This is a genomic window from Xanthomonas bonasiae, assembly GCF_014836395.1.
In the GTDB taxonomy this organism is placed as follows: domain Bacteria; phylum Pseudomonadota; class Gammaproteobacteria; order Xanthomonadales; family Xanthomonadaceae; genus Xanthomonas_A; species Xanthomonas_A bonasiae.
In genome coordinates, this window is the sequence record NZ_JACSQX010000023.1 from 16,041 (window position 1) to 35,782 (window position 19,742).

The 19,742-nt window shown below is 70.8% G+C and carries 18 protein-coding genes, 1 tRNA gene and 1 pseudogene; 7 read left to right on the forward strand and 13 right to left on the reverse strand.

Features of this window, described 5'->3' with window-relative positions; genetic code table 11:
* Nucleotides 1-50 precede the first annotated feature (50 nt).
* The 3 genes from H9658_RS22335 to H9658_RS22345 all read right to left on the reverse strand — a co-directional run bounded on the left by H9658_RS22335 (nt 51) and on the right by H9658_RS22345 (nt 3,761).
* Nucleotides 51-1,847, reverse strand: a complete 1,797-nt coding sequence (locus H9658_RS22335; RefSeq protein ID WP_191827000.1) for a putative bifunctional diguanylate cyclase/phosphodiesterase — start codon at nt 1,845-1,847, stop codon at nt 51-53.
* A 127-nt stretch (nt 1,848-1,974) separates the two neighbouring features.
* Nucleotides 1,975-2,541, reverse strand: coding sequence for a response regulator transcription factor (locus H9658_RS22340; RefSeq protein ID WP_191827001.1), 567 nt, complete (start codon nt 2,539-2,541; stop codon nt 1,975-1,977).
* Nucleotides 2,538-3,761: an ATP-binding protein gene (locus H9658_RS22345; RefSeq protein ID WP_179564270.1), complete on the reverse strand. Its 1,224-nt coding sequence runs from the start codon at nt 3,759-3,761 to the stop codon at nt 2,538-2,540. The genes H9658_RS22340 and H9658_RS22345 overlap by 4 nt, the downstream gene beginning before the upstream one ends.
* A 104-nt stretch (nt 3,762-3,865) precedes the next feature.
* On the opposite strand from H9658_RS22345, the gene ispG reads away from it, so the two are divergent.
* Nucleotides 3,866-5,131 (forward strand): flavodoxin-dependent (E)-4-hydroxy-3-methylbut-2-enyl-diphosphate synthase, encoded by a 1,266-nt coding sequence (gene ispG, locus H9658_RS22350; RefSeq protein WP_179564272.1) that lies wholly within the window; start codon nt 3,866-3,868, stop codon nt 5,129-5,131.
* Nucleotides 5,112-5,822, forward strand: a complete 711-nt coding sequence (locus tag H9658_RS22355) for a phosphatase PAP2 family protein (RefSeq protein WP_191827002.1) — start codon at nt 5,112-5,114, stop codon at nt 5,820-5,822. Before ispG ends, H9658_RS22355 begins: the two co-directional genes overlap by 20 nt.
* A gap of 6 nt (nt 5,823-5,828) precedes the next feature.
* Here H9658_RS22355 and H9658_RS22360 read toward each other — a convergent pair whose 3' ends face one another.
* The 9 genes from H9658_RS22360 to amaB all read right to left on the reverse strand — a co-directional run bounded on the left by H9658_RS22360 (nt 5,829) and on the right by amaB (nt 14,256).
* Nucleotides 5,829-6,920 (reverse strand): TPM domain-containing protein, encoded by a 1,092-nt coding sequence (locus tag H9658_RS22360; RefSeq protein WP_225210193.1) that lies wholly within the window; start codon nt 6,918-6,920, stop codon nt 5,829-5,831.
* A gap of 114 nt (nt 6,921-7,034) precedes the next feature.
* Nucleotides 7,035-7,724 carry an aspartate/glutamate racemase family protein gene (locus H9658_RS22365; RefSeq protein WP_191827004.1) on the reverse strand — a complete coding sequence of 230 codons (690 nt, stop codon included), beginning with the start codon at nt 7,722-7,724 and terminating at the stop codon, nt 7,035-7,037.
* Nucleotides 7,725-7,836: 112 nt separating this feature from the next.
* Nucleotides 7,837-8,706 (reverse strand): DMT family transporter, encoded by an 870-nt coding sequence (locus tag H9658_RS22370; RefSeq protein WP_191827013.1) that lies wholly within the window; start codon nt 8,704-8,706, stop codon nt 7,837-7,839.
* Nucleotides 8,707-8,738: 32 nt separating this feature from the next.
* Nucleotides 8,739-9,779 (reverse strand): UDP-N-acetylmuramate dehydrogenase, encoded by a 1,041-nt coding sequence (gene murB / locus H9658_RS22375; RefSeq protein ID WP_179564280.1) that lies wholly within the window; start codon nt 9,777-9,779, stop codon nt 8,739-8,741.
* Entirely contained in the window at nt 9,776-10,831 is a 1,056-nt protein-coding gene (locus tag H9658_RS22380) for a quinone-dependent dihydroorotate dehydrogenase (RefSeq protein WP_191827005.1), read from the reverse strand. Before H9658_RS22380 ends, murB begins: the two co-directional genes overlap by 4 nt.
* 9 nt (nt 10,832-10,840) lie before the next feature.
* Nucleotides 10,841-11,608 carry a class I SAM-dependent methyltransferase gene (locus H9658_RS22385; protein ID WP_191827006.1) on the reverse strand — a complete coding sequence of 256 codons (768 nt, stop codon included), beginning with the start codon at nt 11,606-11,608 and terminating at the stop codon, nt 10,841-10,843.
* A 4-nt stretch (nt 11,609-11,612) separates the two neighbouring features.
* Nucleotides 11,613-11,894 (reverse strand): DUF4190 domain-containing protein, encoded by a 282-nt coding sequence (locus H9658_RS22390; protein WP_179564286.1) that lies wholly within the window; start codon nt 11,892-11,894, stop codon nt 11,613-11,615.
* An 85-nt stretch (nt 11,895-11,979) separates the two neighbouring features.
* The gene (locus H9658_RS22395; RefSeq protein ID WP_191827007.1) at nt 11,980-12,720 is read right to left on the reverse strand and encodes a metallophosphoesterase family protein; all 741 of its coding nucleotides are present in this window, start codon (nt 12,718-12,720) and stop codon (nt 11,980-11,982) included.
* A gap of 3 nt (nt 12,721-12,723) precedes the next feature.
* The gene (amaB, locus tag H9658_RS22400; RefSeq protein ID WP_191827008.1) at nt 12,724-14,256 is read right to left on the reverse strand and encodes an L-piperidine-6-carboxylate dehydrogenase; all 1,533 of its coding nucleotides are present in this window, start codon (nt 14,254-14,256) and stop codon (nt 12,724-12,726) included.
* A gap of 163 nt (nt 14,257-14,419) precedes the next feature.
* Here amaB and H9658_RS22405 point away from each other — a divergent pair.
* The 5 genes from H9658_RS22405 to H9658_RS22425 all read left to right on the forward strand — a co-directional run bounded on the left by H9658_RS22405 (nt 14,420) and on the right by H9658_RS22425 (nt 19,563).
* A tRNA-Arg gene (locus H9658_RS22405) sits at nt 14,420-14,496 on the forward strand.
* Nucleotides 14,497-15,030: 534 nt separating this feature from the next.
* Nucleotides 15,031-15,324, forward strand: a complete 294-nt coding sequence (locus H9658_RS22410; protein ID WP_191827009.1) for a hypothetical protein — start codon at nt 15,031-15,033, stop codon at nt 15,322-15,324.
* A 213-nt stretch (nt 15,325-15,537) separates the two neighbouring features.
* Nucleotides 15,538-15,717 carry a hypothetical protein gene (locus H9658_RS22415; RefSeq protein ID WP_191827010.1) on the forward strand — a complete coding sequence of 60 codons (180 nt, stop codon included), beginning with the start codon at nt 15,538-15,540 and terminating at the stop codon, nt 15,715-15,717.
* Nucleotides 15,718-16,090: 373 nt separating this feature from the next.
* Nucleotides 16,091-18,598, forward strand: coding sequence for a bifunctional aspartate kinase/homoserine dehydrogenase I (gene thrA, locus H9658_RS22420; protein WP_179564296.1), 2,508 nt, complete (start codon nt 16,091-16,093; stop codon nt 18,596-18,598).
* Nucleotides 18,595-19,563, forward strand: coding sequence for a homoserine kinase (locus H9658_RS22425; RefSeq protein ID WP_191827011.1), 969 nt, complete (start codon nt 18,595-18,597; stop codon nt 19,561-19,563). The genes thrA and H9658_RS22425 overlap by 4 nt, the downstream gene beginning before the upstream one ends.
* Here the strand turns inward: H9658_RS22425 and H9658_RS23110 are convergent.
* Nucleotides 19,555-19,742: pseudogene (locus H9658_RS23110) on the reverse strand (hypothetical protein); the annotation flags it as partial. The gene H9658_RS22425 and the pseudogene H9658_RS23110 sit on opposite strands and share 9 nt — an antisense overlap.

Here is a 19,742-nt window from a genome sequence, read left to right on the forward strand (position 1 = left end):
CGACGCCTGAGCGCCGCCGCCGTGACCTCAGGGGTGCGCAGGCGGCGCGTTCAACCGTGCGCCTGGTCGCGCCATGGCGTGGCCAGCCAGGCCTCCAGCGCCGCCGCTGGCATCGGCCGCGCGATCCAGTAGCCCTGGCCCTCGTCGCAGCCCCATTCGCGCAGCATGTCGTAGATCTGCTCGGTCTCGATGCCTTCGGCCACCACCTGCTGGCCGAAATCGTGGCCGAGCCGGATCATCGACGGCACGATCATGCAGTCCTTGCGGCTGCCCGGCAGCGAGCGGATGAACGACTGGTCGATCTTCAGCGCGTTGGCGGGGATGCGCTTGAGGTAGCTGAGGTTGCTGTAGCCGCTGCCGAAGTCGTCGATGGCGATCTTCACCCCCAGCGCGCTGATCTCCTGCAGCTGTTCGGCCACGCGCTCAGGATGCCGGATCATCGCGCTTTCGGTGAACTCGATCTCGATGCGGCCCGGTTCCAGCGCGTGCCGCGTCAGCAGCTCGCGCAGCGTGGCGATGAAGTCGGCCTGTTCCAGGTCCACCGCCGACACGTTCAGCGAGATGCTGAAGCGATGCCCCTGCTGCTGCCACAGCGCCGCCTGCGCGATGCCGGCCCGCAGCACCCAGGCGGTGACCCGGCTCATCAGCGCGGTCTTCTCCGCCAGCGGGATGAAGTCGTTGGGCGCGACCGTGCCGAGCAGCGGATGCTCCCAGCGCAGCAGCGCTTCCACGCCGACGCATTCGCCGCTGCGCAGGCTGACCCGCGGCTGGTAGTGCAGGCTCAGTTGCTCGCGCGCGCTCAGCGCTTCCGGCAGCGCGGCCAGGATCCGGAACGCATTGCGCTGGCTGGCGTCGTGGCTGCGCTCGTACAGGCTCCACGGCAGGCCGCGCTGGCGTGCCATGTCCACCGCCGTGGTCAGCGAGCGCAGCGTGTGGTTGGCGCTCAGCACGCCGTCCAGGCTCACCGCGCCGAGCGACGGGGTCGCGGCATGCGGAATGCCCTGATGCTCGATCGCCTCGGCGAAGGCGCCGCACACGCGTTCGCAGCGTTGCGCCAGCTGTGCCGGGTCGTTGCCCTTCACCACGAAGGCGAAGCTGGTGGTGTCGATGCGGTAGGCCGGCAACCCGTCCAGGGCTTGCAGCAGACGGTCGCGCGCGGCCAGCAGGTAGCCCTCGGCGTATTCCCAGCCCAGGGCCTTGACCATGTCGCGGAAGTACTCGGTCCCGCAGACGTCGATCGCCACGCCGGTGTCGTGCTGGTCCGCGCTCTGCAGTGACAGCCACATGGTCAGGTCTTCGTTGAAGCGGCTGCGGTTGGGCAGGCCGGTCAGCGCATCGACGTAGCCGGTGTTGCGCAGGGTCTCGATCCGCAGCAGCAGCAGGTCGCGCAGCTCCTGCAGGGTACGCCGCGCGTCGGCGTCGAACTCGCTGCGCGGTTCGCTGTCGATCACGCACAGCGTGCCCAGGCCGGTGCCGTCGGCCAGCATCAGCGGCGCGCCGGCGTAGAAGCGGATGAACGGCGGCCCGGTGACCAGCGGGTTGTCGCGGAAGCGCGGATCCTGCCGCGCGTCGGCCACCACCAGCAGCTCGGGGCTGTGGATCGCATGCGCGCAGAAGGCCTGGCTGCGCGGCGTCTGCGGCGCGTCCAGGCCGACCCGGGACTTGAACCACTGGCGCTGCTCGTCGATCAGCGAGACCAGCGCGATCGGGGTGCGCAGGGTGCGCGAGGCCAGCTGGGTGATCAGGTCGAAGACGCGGTCGGCCGGGGTATCGAGCAGGCACAGCTGGCGCAGGGTCGCCAGCCTCGTCGATTCGTCGGGCGGCAGCGGATGAGAAGAAGGGCGCATGCAGGATTTAACGGCGCCTGCGTGGGCGACTTGAGTCGGCGCGCGGACGGCGAACAGCCGCGGGTCGGGAAAGTGAAGCCGGTGTGTACGACGGTAGACGGCGACGCCAGGCGCAACCGCACCACGCTCAGCGCGGCGGCTCGCGTTGCGGGCTGGGGCGCTTGGCCAGTTTGCGCTGCAGCGAGCGGCGGTGCATGCCGAGCAGGCGCGCGGCCGCCGAAACGTTGCCGCCGGTCTCGTGCATGGCCTGCTGGATGTGCTCCCACTGCAGCCGGCTCAGCGGGGTCATCGCGTCCGGCAGTTCGAGTGCGTCGTCGTCCTCGGCGCTGTCCGCCTCCAGGCTCAACGCGCGCAGGATCATCTGCACGGTGGCCGGCTTGGGCAGGTAGTCGTCTGCGCCGAGCTTGATCGCCTCCACCGCGGTGGCGATGCTGGCGTAGCCGGTGACCAGCAGGATGCGCATGTCGGCGCGGATCGCGCGCAGCGGCTGGATCAGCGCCAGGCCGGATTCGTCGCCCAGCTTGAGGTCGATCAGCGCGTAGTCCGGCGGCGTCGCCGTGGCCAGGGCCAGCGCCGCGGCGCCGCTGTCGGCGGTCAGCGTTTCCAGCCCGCGGCGGGCGAGGGTGCGTTGCAGGGTGCGCAGGTACAGCGGGTCGTCGTCGACCAGCAGGCCCAGCGGGGCGTCGTCGCTCATGCGGGCGTCTCCAGGGCGAGCAGCGGCAGGCGGAAACCGACCCGTGCGCCGTGGTCCGGCGCCGGCTGGGTCCACAGTTCGCCGCCCAGGCGTTCGATGGTGGCATGCGACAGCGCCAGGCCCACGCCCATGCTGTCGGGCTTGCCGCTGCGGAACAGGGTGGCCGGCAGCGCGACCTGATTGGCGTCGAAGCCGCCGCCGTAGTCGCGGACCTCGCCGACCAGTTCGCTGCCGGTGACCCGCACGCTCAGGTCCACCTGCGGATGGCCGGCGCGTTCGCCGGCGTCGGCGGCGTTGTTCAGCAGCACCTGCAGCAGGTGGCCGATCGCGCTCTCCAGGCGCAGCTGCAGCGGCGCGTCGTCGTTGCGCCGCAGTTGCACGGTCGGGCGCACCAGTTGCCACTGGTGCAGCACGTGCGCCAGCGACACCGTGCCGCCGCCGGCGCGCTGCGCCGGTGCGGCCAGCGCCAGCACCCGTTCGCGGCACTGCACCAGCAGTTCGCGCAGGGTTTCCAGGTCCTCGCGCAGTTCCGGCTGCTCGATCTGCTCGACGATGTCGTCGGTGAGCAGGGTCATCGTCGCCAGCGGCGTATTCAGCTCATGCGCGACCGAGGCGGCGTGGGTGGCGAGGGCGACGATGCCTTCGTTGCGGGTGAAGCGCTCGCGCAGCAGCGCCAGCTCGCGCTCGCGTTCGCGCAGCGACAGCGCCAGGCGGGTGGAGAACACCAGCACCACGATGGTGGACAGCAGGAAGTTGGCGGCCATGCCCCAGCGCTGCAGGTCCAAGGCCTGGTGCGGGCCGCGCGGCAGCGGCAGGCCGAACAGCGCGCTGACCGCGTAGCCGGCCACGCAGGCCGCCGCCACCGCCAGCGCCCAGCGCAGCGGCAGGGCCAGCGCGGCCAACGCGATCAGCACCAGGAACAGCGAGCCGAAGGCGTTGCCGATGCCGCCGCTCCAGCCGACCATCCAGGTCAGTACGGTCACATCGACCAGGATGTGGCCGAACGCGGTGGCCGGCGCGGCGGTGTCGGCATGGCGCAGGCGCAGCTGCGCATACAGGTTGAACAGGGTCAGCGCGGCCACGCCGGACCACAGCGGCAGCTGCGGCAGCGGCAGCCGCATCGCCCAGGTCGCGACCAGGATCGTCGCCGCCTGCCCGGCGGTGGCCAGCCAGCGCAGGCTGCACAGGGTGCGCAGGAACGAGGCATCGGTGGAGGTCATGGCGCGCATCGTATGCGCTGGCGCGCACGGCTGTCTGCGACAAACCGTCGCAGTCCCCGGCGCCGGGGTGGGGCACGGCCGCCCGCTCACGCTAAAATGCGCGCATGTACGACGCCGTCAGCCGACCCACCCCCCCCAGCGACGCCGCGCCCTGGGCGCGCCGTTCCACCCAGCCGGTCCGCGTCGGAGGCGTCGTCGTGGGCGGCGGCAAGCCGATCGTGGTGCAGTCGATGACCAACACCGACACCGCCGACGTGGCCTCCTCGGTCAAGCAGGTGGCCGAGTTGTGGCGCGCCGGCTCGGAGCTGGTGCGGTTGACCGTCAACAATGCCGAATCGGCCGCGGCGATCCCGCGCATCGTCGACAAGCTGCGGATGATGGGCATCGAGGTGCCGCTGATCGGCGACTTCCACTACAACGGGCACCAGCTGCTGGCCGCCGAACCGGCGTGCGCCGAGATGCTGGCCAAGTACCGGATCAATCCCGGCAACGTCGGTTTCGGCAAGAAGAAGGACACCCAGTTCGCGCAGCTGATCGAGTTCGCGCTGAAGTACGACAAGCCGGTGCGCATCGGCGCCAACTGGGGCTCGCTGGACCAGGCCCTGGCGGCGCAGCTGATGGACGAGAATTCGCGCCGCGAGACGCCGTGGGACGCCGGCCGCGTGCTGCGTGAGGCGCTGATCCGCTCGGCGCTGGATTCGGCCGAACGTGCGGTGGAACTGGGCCTGGGCCGCGACCGCATCGTGCTCAGCTGCAAGGTCAGCGGCGTGCAGGAACTGATCGCGGTGTACCGCGACCTGGCGCAGCGCTCGGATTTCGCGCTGCACCTGGGCCTGACCGAGGCCGGCATCGGCAGCAAGGGCATCGTCGCCTCCAGCGCGGCGCTGGCGGTGCTGATGCAGGAAGGCATCGGCGACACCATCCGCATCTCGCTGACCCCCGAGCCGGGGCAGTCGCGCACGCAGGAGGTGATCGTCGCCCAGGAACTGCTGCAGACCACCGGCCAGCGCGCCTTCACCCCGCTGGTCACCGCCTGCCCGGGCTGCGGCCGCACCACCTCCGAGTTCTTCCAGGAACTGGCCAAGGTGGTGCAGAACCACGTCCGCGCGAAGATGCCGGAGTGGAAGGTGAGCCATCCCGGCGCCGAGAACATGACCCTGGCGGTGATGGGCTGCGTGGTCAACGGACCGGGCGAATCGCGCCACGCCAACATCGGCATCTCGCTGCCGGGGACCGGCGAGGCGCCGTCGGCGCCGGTGTTCGTCGACGGCGAAAAGACGGTCACCCTGCGCGGCGAGAACATCGCCCACGAGTTCGTCGCGCTGATCGACGACTACGTCGAAACCAAGTATGTCCGCCGCGCCGGGTGAGAACCCGGCGGAGCGCGCCGCCGGCGTGCGCCACTGGTTGCGCCGCAACGCCTGGCGCATCGGCCTGCTGTTCGCCGGCGTGCTGCTGCCGATGGGCGTGTTCGTGGCGCTGGCCGACGAGGTCCACGAACTGGAGAATTTCTATTTCGACGAGCCGCTGCTGTGGAGCATGCGCGCGCTGGCCTCGCCGGGCTGGGACCGGTTCTTCAGCGTGGTCACCGAGGCCGGCTACCAGTACGGGGTGATCCCGCTGGACACGCTGATCGTGCTGCTGTTGCTGGGCCTGCGGCGCTGGCGCGAGGCCATGTTCGCCGGGTTCTCGTTCGTCGGTTCGGCGCTGTTGAACATGAGCGCCAAGCAGTTCTTCCAGCGCGACCGGCCCAGCCTGTGGGAGTCGATCGCGCCGGAGCACACCTTCAGTTTCCCCAGCGGCCACGCGATGGGCTCGATGACCCTGGCCGCGGTGCTGATCGCGCTGGCCTGGCGCACCCGCTGGCGCTGGCCGGTGCTGCTGCTGGCCAGCACCTTCGCGTTGCTGGTCGGCGTGTCGCGCATCTACCTGGGCGTGCATTATCCCTCCGACATCCTCGGCGGCTGGTGTGCGGCGCTGGTCTGGGTGCTCGGGCTGTACCTGCTGATGTTCCGCGGCGAACGGCGTCCGCGCTGGCGGTCACGGCGCGTTTCCGCCTGAGGGCAGCTACCAGCTCGAACTGGCGCCGCCGCCGCCCGAGCTGCCGCCGCCGGACGACGAGGAATCGCTGGACGAGGACGACGAGCTTGACGATGCCGCTTCGCTGGCGTAGTACGCCGGGGTGTAGGCGTAGGTGCCGGCCGCGGTCTCGACGACATGCCCTTTGCGGATCAGCGCCTTGCGCATGCGCTCCTGCTCCTGCAGGAAGGCGCGATACCGGTCCGGCGAGCGGTAGCGGCGGCCCGACAGTGCGAGCATCAAGCACAGTGTCAGCACTTCGGCGGCGATCCACAGCCAGAACGCCAGCCAGAACAGGCTCGACAGCACCAGCACGAATACGCCCGGGTTGATGGTCAGGAAAAGCTTGATGAACGCCCCCGACGATGCGCGCTTGCGCTTGGAGCTGGCGATCTCTTCCGGCGCGTCGGCCAGTTCCGGATGGCGCTGCTGCAGGCGCGCGCGCAGGCGTTGCTGCCGGCGCGCCAGCAGCGGCGGCAGCAGCCAGATCAGCGCAAGCAGGCCTGCCCAGGCGGCGACGCCACGTTTCCAGTCCGCCCGTTCATCCTGCTCGGCGGCAGACGAGGCGCGCGACAGTTCCGCGAGGCTCTCCGGGTCCTGGGCGGCCACGCGCGCCATGAAGCCGAATGCATCGACGATGGCGCCCGCGGTGTCGCCCTGGCGCATCTTCGGCGCCAGATGATCGTCCAGTGCGCGCCGGGCGACCGCATCGGGCAGCACGCCTTCCAGTCCGTAGCCGACCTCGAAGCGCGAGCGCCGGTCCTGCAGCGCCAGCACCAGCAGCAGGCCGTTGTTGGCGCCCTTGCTGCCGAGCTGCCACTTCTGGAACGCCGCGTCGGCCACCTGCTCGATGTCCTCGCCGTCGAGCGAGGGCACGACATAGACCGCGCCCCAGATGTTCTGTTCCTCGCGGATCTGGTGCAGCGCGTCGTTGACCTGCTGCCGCTGCGCGTCGCTCAACGCGCCGGTCGGATCGACGACATTCGGCGTGTACTCGGGAATCGCGATGGCCAAGGCCGGCAGCGCCGGGCACAGCAGCAGGGCGAGCGCGGCGAGGGCGAGCAGGCGAAGCAGGCGCATGGTGTTCTTTGCAATCGGGCGTGCGCCCATTATGAAGTTTGCCGGAGCGCATCGCCGCCCCCTGGGCCGCGCGCGTAGCCGATCCGTGCCGGCAACGCTTGTGCGCTGCCGTGGCTAGGCCAGGCTATGCAAGGCCGCCGCGTGCGCATGCAGTGCGGTGGTGTCGAACAGCGGCAGCATGGCGTCGCCGGCGCCGATCAGCAGCGAGATCTCGGTGCAGCCCAGGATCACCGCCTCGGCGCCCTGCGCCTGCAGCGCCGCGATCACCTGGCGGTAGCGCAGCCGCGAGGCGTCGCGGATCACGCCCTGGCACAGTTCGTCGTAGATGATGCGGTGGACGTCTTCGCGCCCTGGCAGGTCCGGTACCAGCACCTGCAAGCCGCGCCGCTGCAGCCGAGCACGGTAGAAGTCCTGCTCCATGGTGAAGCGGGTGCCGAGCAGCCCGATCCGGGTCATGCCGGCGGCCTGCACCGCGTCGGCGGTGGCATCGGCGATATGCAGCAGGGGCAGCGGCACCGCCGCGGAGATCGCGTCGGCGACGCGGTGCATGGTGTTCGTGCACAGCACCAGGAAATCGGCGCCGCCGGCCTGCAACGCGCGCGCGGCCACGGCCATCGCTTCGCCGGCCGCGTCCCAGTCGCCGGCCTGCTGCAGTTGCTCGATCTCGTGGAAGTCCACGCTGTACAGCAGCAGCCTGGCCGAATGCAGCCCGCCCAGCTGCGCGCGGATCGTTTCGTTGATGTGCCGGTAGTAGGGCACGGTGGATTCCCAGCTCATGCCGCCGATCAGGCCGATGGTCTTCATGCCGTTCTCCACGTGTCGCCCGTTCGCCGGGTGCGGGCAGCGATGATCGCGCACTGTCGCCGGTTCGTGCGCGGCCCGCGCGCCTGGCGTCGGCAGGGCCGGACAGGCGCGCTCATTCGCCAGGCTTGGCCGCCGCGGTGGCCGCGGCGCTGGCGGCGCGCCGCGCCAGCAACGCCTCGCGGTGAGCGATGTAGGCATTGGCGCCGAGGATGATCAGCGCGCCGAGCACGGTCCAGCGATCCGGCGCTTCGCCGAACAGCCACCAGCCGAACACGGCCACGAACGGCAGCTGCACGAAGCTGATCGGGGTCAGCGCCGAGACTTCGCCGATGCGCAGCGCGCGCGTCCACAGCAGTTGCCCGAGCGTGCCGAACAGGCCGGTGGCGAGCAGCCACAGCCAGTCGATGCCCTGCGGCCAGGTCCAGGCGAACAGGGCGGGCAGCAGCGACATCGGCACCCAGAATGCATAGGTGTAGAACACCACGGTGTTGGCCGAATCGACCCGTGCCAGCTGCTTGATCTGGATCGCCACCAGCGCGCCCATCACCGCCGCCAGCAGCGCGATCAGGGTGCCGGCGCTGAACGTGGCCGCGCCGGGGCGCAGGATGATCAGCACGCCGGCGAAACCGCACAGCACCGCCATCCAGCGCCGCAGGCGCACGTTCTCGCCGAGCCAGAACGCCGCGGCCAGGGTCACGAACAGCGGCGTGGAGTAGGACAGCGCGATCGCCTGCGACAGCGGCAGGTGGCCGATCGCCCAGAAGCCGGCCAGCATCGACACCAGGCCGATCGCGGTGCGCAGCAGGTAGCGCGGCAACTGCGTGGTGCGCGGCAGCGACTGCCCCGGCCGCAGCAGCATCGGCAGCAGGAACAGCAAGCCGAACAGGTTGCGGAAGAACGCGATCTCCACCGTGGACAGGTGCGCGGAGGCCAGCCGGATCGCAATCACCATCAGTCCGAACGACAGCGTGCTGGCCAGCATCAGCGCGGCCGCGCGCAGCGACACCGGCTGCTTCACCAGTGCGCGCCGACGATGCGCGGTTCCGGCTCCAGGATCACGCCGAAGCGCTCTAGCACCGAGGCGGAGATGCGCCGCGCCAGCGCCAGCAGCTCGGCGCCGCTGGCCTGGCCGTGGTTGACCAGCACCAGCGCATGCGCGGCGGACACGCCGGCATCGCCGTCGCGGTGGCCTTTCCAGCCGCAGGCCTCGATCAGCCACGCCGCCGACAGCTTGCGCTGGTCCTCGCCGTCGCCGGGGAACACCGGCAGCGCCGGGTACGCGTGCTGCAGCGCCTGCGCCTGTTCGGCCGGCAGCAGCGGATTCTTGAAGAAGCTGCCGGCGTTGCCGAGCACCTCCGGGTCGGGCAGCTTGCGGCGGCGGATGTTGATCACCGCCTGCGCCACGTCGGGCGCGCCGGGCATGGCGATGCCGAGCGCCTCCAGTTCCTCGCCGATGCCGGCGTAGTCCAGGCGCAGCGCATGCAGCCGCGGCAGATTGAATTCCACCGCGGCGATCAGGTAGCGGTCGGGCTGGCGCTTGAACAGGCTGTCGCGGTAGCCGAACTCGCAGGCGGCCGCATCCAGCCGCACGAAGCGCGCGTCGGCGCGGTCGTAGGCCTCGACCACGTGCACGAACTCGCCGACCTGCGCGCCGTAGGCGCCGATGTTCTGGATCGGCGCGGCGCCGACCGTGCCCGGGATCAGCGCCAGGTTCTCCAGGCCCGACAGGCCCTGCGCCAGCGACCACATCACCAGTTCGTGCCAGCCCACACCGGCGCCGGCGCGGACGATGGCGTAGTCGGCGCGGTGTTCGAGCGTGTCGATGCTGCGGTTGGCGAAGGCCAGCACCACGCCGGGCGCGTCGCCGGCGAACAGCATGTTGCTGCCGCCGCCCAGCGGCAGCAGCGCCGCACCGGCCAGCTGCGGCGCCAGCAGCGCCTCGGGCAGCGCGTCGGGGGCGAAGATCTGCAGCAGCCACGGCGCCTGCGCGGCGACATGGAAGGTATTCAGCGCCTGCAGCGGCGCATTCGCGGTCAGCGACCAGGCGTTGCTCATAGCGCGGCGACCGCGCCGCGGCTGGGCGCTTCGCGGCGCCGGCGCATCGCCTCGACGCATTCGCCGATCAGCTCCGGGCCGCGGAACACCAGCCCGCTGTAGCACTGCACCAGCGCCGCGCCGGCGGCCATCTTCGCCACCGCATCGGCACCGGACAGGATGCCGCCGACCCCGATCAGCGGGATCGCCTCGGGCAGGCGCGCGCGCAGCCGGCGCAGCACCAGCGTGGACTGGCCTAGCAGCGGCGCGCCGGACAGGCCGCCGGCCTCGGCGCCCAGCGCGTTGCGCTCCAGGCCGGGACGGGCGACGGTGGTGTTGGTGGCGATGACGCCGTCCACTTGCAGGTCCGACAGCACCCGCGCCGCCGCGTCGATATCGCTGTCGCTCAGATCCGGCGCGACCTTGACCAGCATCGGCACGCGCTTGCCGTGGCGCGCGGCCAGCGCTTCCTGCGCCTCGCGCAGCTGCGACACCAGCTGCCGCAGCGCCTGTTCCTCCTGCAGCTCGCGCAGGCCGGCGGTGTTCGGCGAGGAGATGTTGACGGTCACGTAGTCGGCCAGCGCGTAGACCTTTTCCAGGCAATGCAGGTAATCCGACGCGGCGTCCTCGTTCGGGGTGTCCTTGTTCTTGCCGATGTTGATGCCGAGCAGGCCATGGCGGCGGCGCGCGCGTTCGACGTTGCGCACCAGCGCGTCCACGCCGAGGTTGTTGAAGCCCATGCGGTTGATCACCGCCTGCTCGCGTGGCAGCCGGAACATGCGCGGCTTCGGATTGCCCTGCTGCGGGCGCGGGGTGATGGTGCCGATCTCGACGAAGCCGAAGCCCAGCGCGAGCAGCGCGTCGATGTGCTCGCCGTTCTTGTCCAGGCCTGCAGCCAGCCCGACCGGGTTGGGAAACTCCAGGCCGAACGCGCGCGTGGGCATCGGCGCGATCGCCCTGGCCAGCAGCGGATTGGTGCCGGTGCGGTAGGCCATCTCGATCGCGCGCAGGCCCAGCGCGTGGGCGCGCTCGGCGTCGAAGGCGAACAGGAACGGGCGGGCGAGGGAATACATGGGCACAGCTCAGTTCAACGTGCCGGCGAAGGCACGGGTACGGTAGTGGACATCGACCAGGCCATCCACCTGGTGGCGTTCGAACAGCGCGCGCAGCGCGGCCAGCATCGGCGCGTGGCGCGGATGCCCGGCCAGCGGCGCATAGGAGGAGGACAGCAGGCGCCCGCGCAGGCCGTCGTAATCCAGCTTCTGCACGTTCGGGAACTGGGCGGTGCCGCGCAGCCCGGCGCCGAACCAGCGCTGCATCGTCGCATCGTCGTGGTAGCGCTCGGCCACCGTGCTGTAGTCGGTGCCGTAGTCGAGCAGCAACTGCTCGTAGTCCTGCAGGAACGGCGTGCCGTCGAGCAGGCGCGAGTTCCAGTACACCAGCGCCAGTCCGCCGGGGCGCAGCACGCGCGCCCATTCGCGGCGTACCGCTTCCAGGTCGAACCAGTGGAAGGCCTGCGCGGCGCTGATCAGGTCGACGCTGGCGGCGGGCAGGGTGGTGACCTCGGCGCTGCCGTCGACCGCGGCGAAGCCGGGGAGGTCGCGCAGCAGGGTCTCGGCGGCGGCGCGCATCGCCGCGTTCGGCTCCACCGCCAGCGTCGGATGCCCGGCCAGCAGGAACATGCGGGTGGAAATGCCGGTGCCGGCGCCGATGTCGGCGACCTGCGCATCGCGCGCCACGGCGAGTTCCCCGTGCACCCAGTCCAGCAGCGCGGGCGGATAGTCGGGGCGGTAGCGGATGTAGTCGGCGACGCGGTCGCTGAAGCGTTCGCGCGGAGCGGAGGCGTCCATCGGCTCAGGCCTGGGTGCTGGCGAACCAGGCCAGCCCGCCGAAGAACAGCACGAACGCCAGCACCGACAGGATCGCGACGATCACCGCGGCCCAGCCCAGGATCAGCCCGCCGACCGCCAGTCCGTCGCCCTGGAAGCGTTGCGGCTGGCGGCGGATCTCGGCGCGCGCCAGGTGCCCGGTGATGATCGCGCCGAGGCTGCCGAGCACCGGCATCAGGGTCCAGCCGAGGATGCCGGCGACCAGGCTGACCACGGCGAGGGAATTGGTTTCGCGTACGGCACTCATGTGCGGATCCTCGTGAAGGGGGCAGCGGGTTCGCTCGCATGCACGGTGCCCGAATTATCCCAGAAGCGCGCCTGCCGTGCGCCGTTCATCGGCGCGTGCGGCCGTGGCGCAACGCGTACGCCCACTCCGGCTGGCCATTGCGTTCGGCCTGCAGCGCGGCGCTGGCGTGGTCGTAGTCGACCGCCAGCAGTTGCGCGTCCCAGCGGCCCTGCGCGCATTGCAGGATCGCGTAGCGCGCCTGCGGCGTGCCGGTTTCCACCCGGTACGGCTGCGGATGCGCCTCGGCGTAGGCGGGCAGCCCGATGCTGCCCGGATTGCACAGCAGCCGCCCGTCGTCCAGGCGCAGCGTGCGCGGCACATGGCTGTGCCCGCACAGCACCAGCGGCGCCGGCGGCGTATCGCCGAGCCGTTCGCGCACGCGTTGCGCGCTGGCAGGCAGCAGGTGCGGTGCAGCCAGGTCGTCCAGCAGCCAGCACAGGTCGTCGTGCGGGGTGCCGTGGCACAGCAGCGCCTGCGGCAGGGACAGGGTCGGCGGCAGTTCGTCCAGCCAGCGCCGCTGCGCCGGCGTCAGCTGCGCATGCGCGTAGGCATCGCTGGCGCCCATCGCCGCGGGCGCCAGCTCGCATAGCTGGCGCTCGTGGTTGCCGCGGACCGTGGGCAGCGCCAGCGGCATGAGCCGCTCGGCGGTCTCGCGCGGCCACAGCGGACCGGAGACGATATCGCCGAGGTTGACGATCCGCTCCACGCCGCGCCGCCCGATATCCGCAAGCACCGCCTCCAGCGCGGGCAGGTTGCCGTGGATGTCGGACAGGGCGGCGATGCGCATCGCTTACAGGTCGAACTTGATGCCCTGCGCCAGCGGTAGCGAGTCGGAGTAGTTGATCGTGTTGGTCTGCCGGCGCATGTACACCTTCCACGCGTCCGAGCCGGATTCGCGGCCGCCGCCGGTGTCCTTCTCGCCGCCGAACGCGCCGCCGATCTCCGCACCGGAGGTGCCGATGTTGACGTTGGCGATGCCGCAGTCGCTGCCGGCCGCCGACAGGAACTTCTCCGCCGCCTTGAGGTTCTGGGTGAAGATCGACGAGGACAGGCCCTGCGGCACGCCGTTCTGCATGTCGATGGCCTCGTCCAGGCTGCTGTACTTCATCACGTACAGGATCGGCGCGAAGGTCTCGTGCTGCACCACGTCGTCGCCGTTGTGCAGGCCGGTGACGATCGCCGGCAGCACGAAGTTGCCGGGGCGGTCCAGCGCGGTGCCGCCGGTCTCGACGGTGCCGCCGGCGGCCTTGGCCTTGGCGATCGAGGCCAGGAACTGCTCGACCGCGCCGCGGCTGTTCAGCGGCCCCATCAGGTTGGCCGGGTCGGTGGGGTCGCCGATCTTGCCTTCGACCTGCTTGTAGGCCTTGAGCAGCGTCGCCAGCACGGTGTCGTAGATGGAGTCGTGCACGATCAGCCGGCGGGTGGTGGTGCAGCGCTGGCCGGCGGTGCCGACCGCGCCGAACACGATGCCGGGGATCGCCAGCTTCAGGTCGGCGCTCTCGTCGAGGATGATCGCGTTGTTGCCGCCCAGCTCCAGCAGGCAGCGGCCCAGGCGCCGCGCGCACTTCTCGGCGACGTTGCGCCCGACCTGGGTCGAGCCGGTGAAGCTGATCAGCGCGATGCGCTTGTCGTCGACCAGGGTTTCGGCCAGTTCGGTGCCGGCGTCGTTGATCAGGAAGAAGATGTCCGGGAAGCCGGCATCGCGCAGCGCGTCGTTGCAGATCTTCATCGATGCGATCGCGGTCAGCGGGGTCTTGTTGGACGGCTTCCACAGGCAGATGTCGCCGCAGATCGCGGCCAGGAAGGCGTTCCACGCCCACACCGCGACCGGGAAGTTGAACGCGCTGATGATGCCGACCAGGCCCAGCGGCTGGTACTGCTCGTACATGCGGTGGCCGGGGCGCTCGGAGTGCAGCGTGTAGCCGTACAGCATGCGGCTCTGGCCGACCGCGAAATCGGCGATGTCGATCATCTCCTGCACTTCGCCGTCGCCTTCGGGCTTGCTCTTGCCCATTTCCAGCGCGACCAGCGACCCCAGCGCGTCCTTGTGCTTGCGCAGCGCCTCGCCGCACAGCCGCACCGCCTCGCCGCGGCGCGGCGCCGGCGTGGTGCGCCACAGCTTGAACGCGGCCTGCGCGCGGGCGACCACGGTCTCGTAGTCCTGCGCGGTGGTCGCCTGCACTTCGGCGATGATCTCGTTGCTGGACGGGTTCAGCGGCTGCAGCACGCCGGCGCCGGTGGCCGTGGACCACTCGCCGTTGCCGAGATAGGTGCCGGAATTGGACGCGGTCAGGCCGAGCGCCTTGAGCAGGTCAGCGGACATGGAATCTCCTGGGGTTCGTTGCGACAGGGAAGGCGACCGCAGGCGGGGGACGCGGGACGCGATTAGCCCGCAATTTTAGCAGACCGGGCGGGCCAGGCCGCATCCGCCGCGCGCCGCGGCGGGCTTGGCAAGCGCGGCGATCGTGCGACAATGCGCCGGCCAAGGCCCCGTAGCTCAGCTGGATAGAGCGGTCCCCTCCTAAGGGACAGGTCGTGCGTTCGAATCGCGCCGGGGTCACCACCGCAAGTTGGTTTGCGCGCTCGGCGCGGTCGCTGCCGTCGCGCGCTGGTGACGTGGGCAAGGACCCGTCCCGGGTTCAGGCTTGCGCCGCGTTGCGCATGTCGATGCGCCGCAGTCGCGCGTGCCGGAAGGCGGATCGCCTGCCGTCGCCTCACGCCATCGGGCCGCTACGCGCCGGCCCGCATAACGCTGTTTACACCTTTCGCCGACGCTGCCTGAGCAGTGCGTTGCGTAGGCTGCAACCGTCCGCTGATGCTGGAAAGGACGGCATCGCAATGCCGCGATGCGGATCCGCTCCGGCAACCCGGGACGCACGGCGACGGGCCTGTCCCGTTGCAGGCGCCCCCAGGCACGGCTGCAGGAATGCGCCAGCGATGCGTCCATCGCATGGCGTACGGCGCCACGTCGTTGCCATTGGCCGGTTGCCCAACGCAGGGCGATGTCGGCGTCCTGGATTGCGGGCTTCATCTCGTCCGGCCAGCCACGGCGGCCGCTCCCCACAACCCCATGCGAATGCACAGCAGGAGTCACTCAATGAGCAGAACGTTGAAATTCGTATTGATCGGTTCGCTCCTGGCGGGCCTGGCCGCTTGCCAGCGCGATGGCGACAAGCCGGCCCAGGACCAGAACCCGACGCCGGCAACCCCCGCGACGGACGCCAGCCAGGCCGACAGCGCGACGGCACCGGCGAGTACCACCAGCGGCGACGCCGCCGCCGGCGCGCCCACCGGTAGCGACGGCACCCAGGGCACCCCGCCTCCGGCCGATCCGCAGCAGCCCACCAGCGATCCGCAGCAACAGCCGCCGGCGGATAACCAACAGCACTGATCCAACGCAGCGTTAACGGCGCATGGCGCGTGGACGATAGGTCCGCGCGTCTTTCCCAAAAGCTTAGTTTTGCTTTGCCTTGCTTAGTGCCTGCGAGTGCTGGCCGGAAGCGAATGAATCGCACCGAACCGCGCACTGAACACACCGCAACCGCAGGCCGTTTTTGTCGCTCCGAACATGGGCCAGCACAAACGCTTGCCTACAGTGCGGCGCATGAATCCGGTATTCGCCGCGCTCGGCATGATGCTCCTGACAGTGGTCGCGCTGATCGCGTCGGAACTGTCCAAAATGGTGGACAAGATCGTGGCATGGATGCGCCATTCGGCGATGCCGCGCAAATCGGCGTGGCAGACCGGCAGGCCCCACCATCCGCTCCGGCCACGGCGCCGGTAAGACGGGCCTGCCGTGCCGCTGGCGAAGGTTCTGTCGCGCCGGCGCCGGATAGTAACTTTTGCAACGGATCGGTCCGGGCGCGGTCCGCATGCCGCCGCGCAGCAGACAGCGCTTGACAGCACCCCGGCGCATGATGTCCTCTTGCGCCCATGCCCAACGTTCTCGCCCTCGTCACCAGCTTCGTGCCGCCCGCGCTTCGGTGCCAGGCCGCCTGCTGCGCGGGCATTACCACCGGTATTACCACCCACACCATTCGCCCGGTGCGGCCCGTCGTTTTCGCGTAACTGTCGAAACCCACGGCCCCGCACCCGGATCAGGATGCGGGGGAACCCGTCGGCCTGATGCGAGCGGGGCCTCCACTCCGAGGTCTCCCATGCCGTCCCCCGCCGTCGCTTCCGCTCCCGCCGCAGACCCCGCGCTCGCCGCGCGCACCGTCGTCCACAAGTTCGGCGGCACCTCGGTGGCCGACGCCGAACGCTATCGCCATGTCGCGCAGTTGCTGCTGGCGCGCCCGGAAACCCTGCAGATCACCGTGGTCTCGGCGATGAAGGGGGTGACCGATGCGCTGATCGGGCTGGCCGAACTGGCCGCCAGCGAGAACAGCGACTGGCGCGAACGCTGGCACGAGACCCGCGCGCGGCACCGCGCCGCGGCGGTGTCGCTGCTCGGCGAGCATGCCGGCGTCACGGTGGAATGGCTGGATGCGCGCTTCGACCATCTCGCGGAGATCCTCGGCGCGCTGGCGGTGATCGGCGAACTGCCGCGCGAGGTGCTGGACCGGGTGCAGGGCCTGGGCGAGGTGTATTCGGCGCAATTGCTCGGCGAGCACCTGCGCGCGCTGGGCGAGGATTGCGCGGTGCTGGACGCGCGCGAGGTGCTGGTGGTGGATCGCGGCGAACTGGGCGTGGACGTGGATTGGGAGGCCAGCGCGGCGCGCCTGTCGACGTGGCGCGCGCAGCATCCGCAGCAGCGCGTCGTGGTCACCGGCTTCGTCGCCCGCGACCGCGCCGGCCGCATCACCACGCTGGGCCGCAACGGCAGCGACTACTCCGGCGCGATCTTCGCCGCCCTGTTCGATGCCGACGAACTGCATATCTGGACCGACGTGGACGGCGTGCTGTCGGCCGACCCGCGGGTGGTGCCCGAAGCGGTGCAGCTGGAAACGCTGAGCTACGACGAGGCCTGCGAGCTGGCCTATTTCGGCGCCAAGGTGGTGCATCCGCAGACCATGTCGCCGGCGATCGAGCGCGGCCTGCCGATCATCATCCGCAACACTTTCCAGCCCGAACATCCGGGCACCCGCATCACCGCCAGCAGCGCCAGCAGCGGCCCGATCAAGGGCCTGACGCTGAGTCCAGACCTGGCGGTGCTGAACCTGGAGGGCACCGGCCTGATCGGCGTGCCCGGCACCGCCGAGCGCGTGTTCGCCGCGCTGCGCAACGCGCGGGTGTCGGTGGTGATGATCTCGCAGGGCTCCTCGGAGCATTCGATCTGCTGCGTGGTGCGGCAGAACGAATGCGAGCGCGCGCGCGACGCGTTGCTGTCGGCGTTCGCGCACGAGCTGGTGGTCGGCCAGGTGCAGCGCGTGCAGCTGACCACCGGCATCAGCGTGCTGGCCGCGGTCGGCGACGGCATGGCCGGGCAGCCGGGCGTGGCTGCGCGCCTGTTCGAATCGCTGGGCCGCGCCCAGGTCAACATCCTGGCGATCGCGCAGGGCTCGTCGGAACGCAACATCTCGGTGGCGATCGACAGCGCGCACGCGACCAAGGCGCTGCGCGCCGCGCACGCCGGGTTCTGGCTGTCGCCACAGACCTTCTCGGTCGGGGTGATCGGCCCGGGCAACGTCGGCGCGGCGCTGCTCGACCAACTGCGCGTGGCACAGCCGCAGTTGCTGGCCAAGGCCAACCTCGACCTGCGCCTGCGCGCGATCGCCTCGCGCAGCGCGATGCGCCTGGAACCGCGCGCGATCGGCGGCGACTGGCGGCAGGCCTTCGCCAGCGGCCAGCAGCCCACCGACCTGGACGCGTTCACCGCGCACCTGCTGTCGGCGCACCTGCCGCATGCGGTCATCATCGATTGCAGCGGCAGCGCCAATGTCGCCGACCGCTACGCCGACTGGCTCGCCGCCGGCATCCATGTGGTCACCCCTAACAAGCAGGCCGGCGCCGGGCCGCTGGCGCGCTTCCATGCGATCCGTGCCGCCGCCGAGAGCAGCGGTGCGCGCTTCCGCTACGAGGCCACGGTCGGCGCCGGCCTGCCGGTGATCACCACGCTGCGCGATCTGGTCGACACCGGGGACGAAGTGACCGCGATCGAGGGCATCTTCTCCGGCACCCTGGCCTGGCTGTTCAACAAGTACGACGGCAGCGTGCCGTTCTCGCAACTGGTTACCGATGCGCGCGGCATGGGCTATACCGAGCCGGATCCGCGCGACGACCTGTCCGGCACCGACGTGGCGCGCAAGCTGGTGATCCTGGCGCGCGAGGCCGGGCGCGAGCTGAGCCTGGAGGACGTGGCGGTGGAGAGCCTGGTGCCGGAGGCGCTGCGCCAGGCCAGCGTGGAGGATTTCATGGCGCGCCTGCACGAAGTGGACGCGGCGTTCGCGCAGCGCCTGCAGGCGGCCAGGGCGCGCGGCTGCGTGCTGCGCTACGTGGCGCAGCTGGCGCCGGACCGCGCGCCCAGCGTCGGCCTGGTGGAACTGCCGGCCGAGCATGCCTTCGCCAACCTGCGCCTGACCGACAACGTGGTGCAGTTCACCACCCGCCGCTATTGCGACAATCCGTTGGTGGTGCAAGGGCCTGGCGCCGGTCCGGAAGTCACCGCCGCCGGCGTGTTCGCCGACCTGCTGCGGGTGGCGGCGGGCGAGGGCGCGCGGCTGTGAGCCAGGCGCAGACCTCGCTGGCGCCGCACGCCGCCGCCCGCGCCTTGCCGCGCGAGGCGCGCGCGTTCGCGCCGGCCTCGGTGGCCAACGTGGCGGTGGGCTTCGACCTGCTCGGCTATGCGGTGGAGGGCGTCGGCGACACGGTCACCGTGCGCCGCATCGACGCGCCGCTGGTGCGCGTCGCCGCGATCCGCGGCACCACGGTGGCGTTGCCGCTGGAGGCCGCGCGCAACACCGCCGGCGCGGCGCTGATCGCCTTGCGCGAGGCGCTGGCATTGCCATTCGGGTTCGAGATCGAGATCGACAAGGGCATCCCGCTCAGCTCCGGCATGGGCGGCTCGGCGGCGTCGTGCGTGGCGGCGCTGGTGGCGGCCAATGCGTTGCTGGACGCGCCGTTGTCGCGCGAGCAGCTTTATCCGTATTCGCTGGAGGGCGAGGCGGTGGCCAGCGGCAGCCGCCACGGCGACAACCTCGGCCCGATGTTCCTGGGCGGGCTGGTGCTGTCCACGCTGCAGCGGATGGTGCCGGTGCCGGTGCCGGCGGCCTGGCACAGCCTGCTGGTGCACCCGGACGCGGTGCTGGAGACGCGCCGCGCGCGCGAGGCGCTGGCCGGCGACTACCGGCTTGGCGAGTTCGTGGCGCAGAGTTCCAATCTGGCGCTGGTGCTGGCGGGGTGCCATGCGGGCGACGAGGCGCTGGTGCGCGCGGGGTTGCGCGACGTGCTGATCGAGCCACGGCGTGCGCCGTTGATCGTCGGCTTCGATGCGGCCAAGCAGGCCGCGCTGGCGGCGGGCGCGATGGGCGCGAGCATTTCCGGCGCCGGCCCCAGCGTGTTCGCCTGGTTCGCGACGCGCGCGGCGGCGGAGGCGGCTGCGCCGGCGGTGCAGGCGGCATTCGCGGCGGCCGGCTTCGACAGCCAGCATTGGGTATCGCCGCTGCAGTGTCCGGGCGCCCGATTACTGTAGCGGCGCGTAGCCTCGCTGTTGCTGTTGCTGTTGCTGTTGCTTTCGAGGTTGTTTTTGCTCTTGCTCTTGCTTTTGCTGTTGCCGTACCGGGTTCCCTTCCGAAGCGGCGGCCATGGCGGGGAAAAACCCCGCAGGGGCGGCGCACATGGATGTGCGCCGTTCGCGGCAGGGGCAGGATG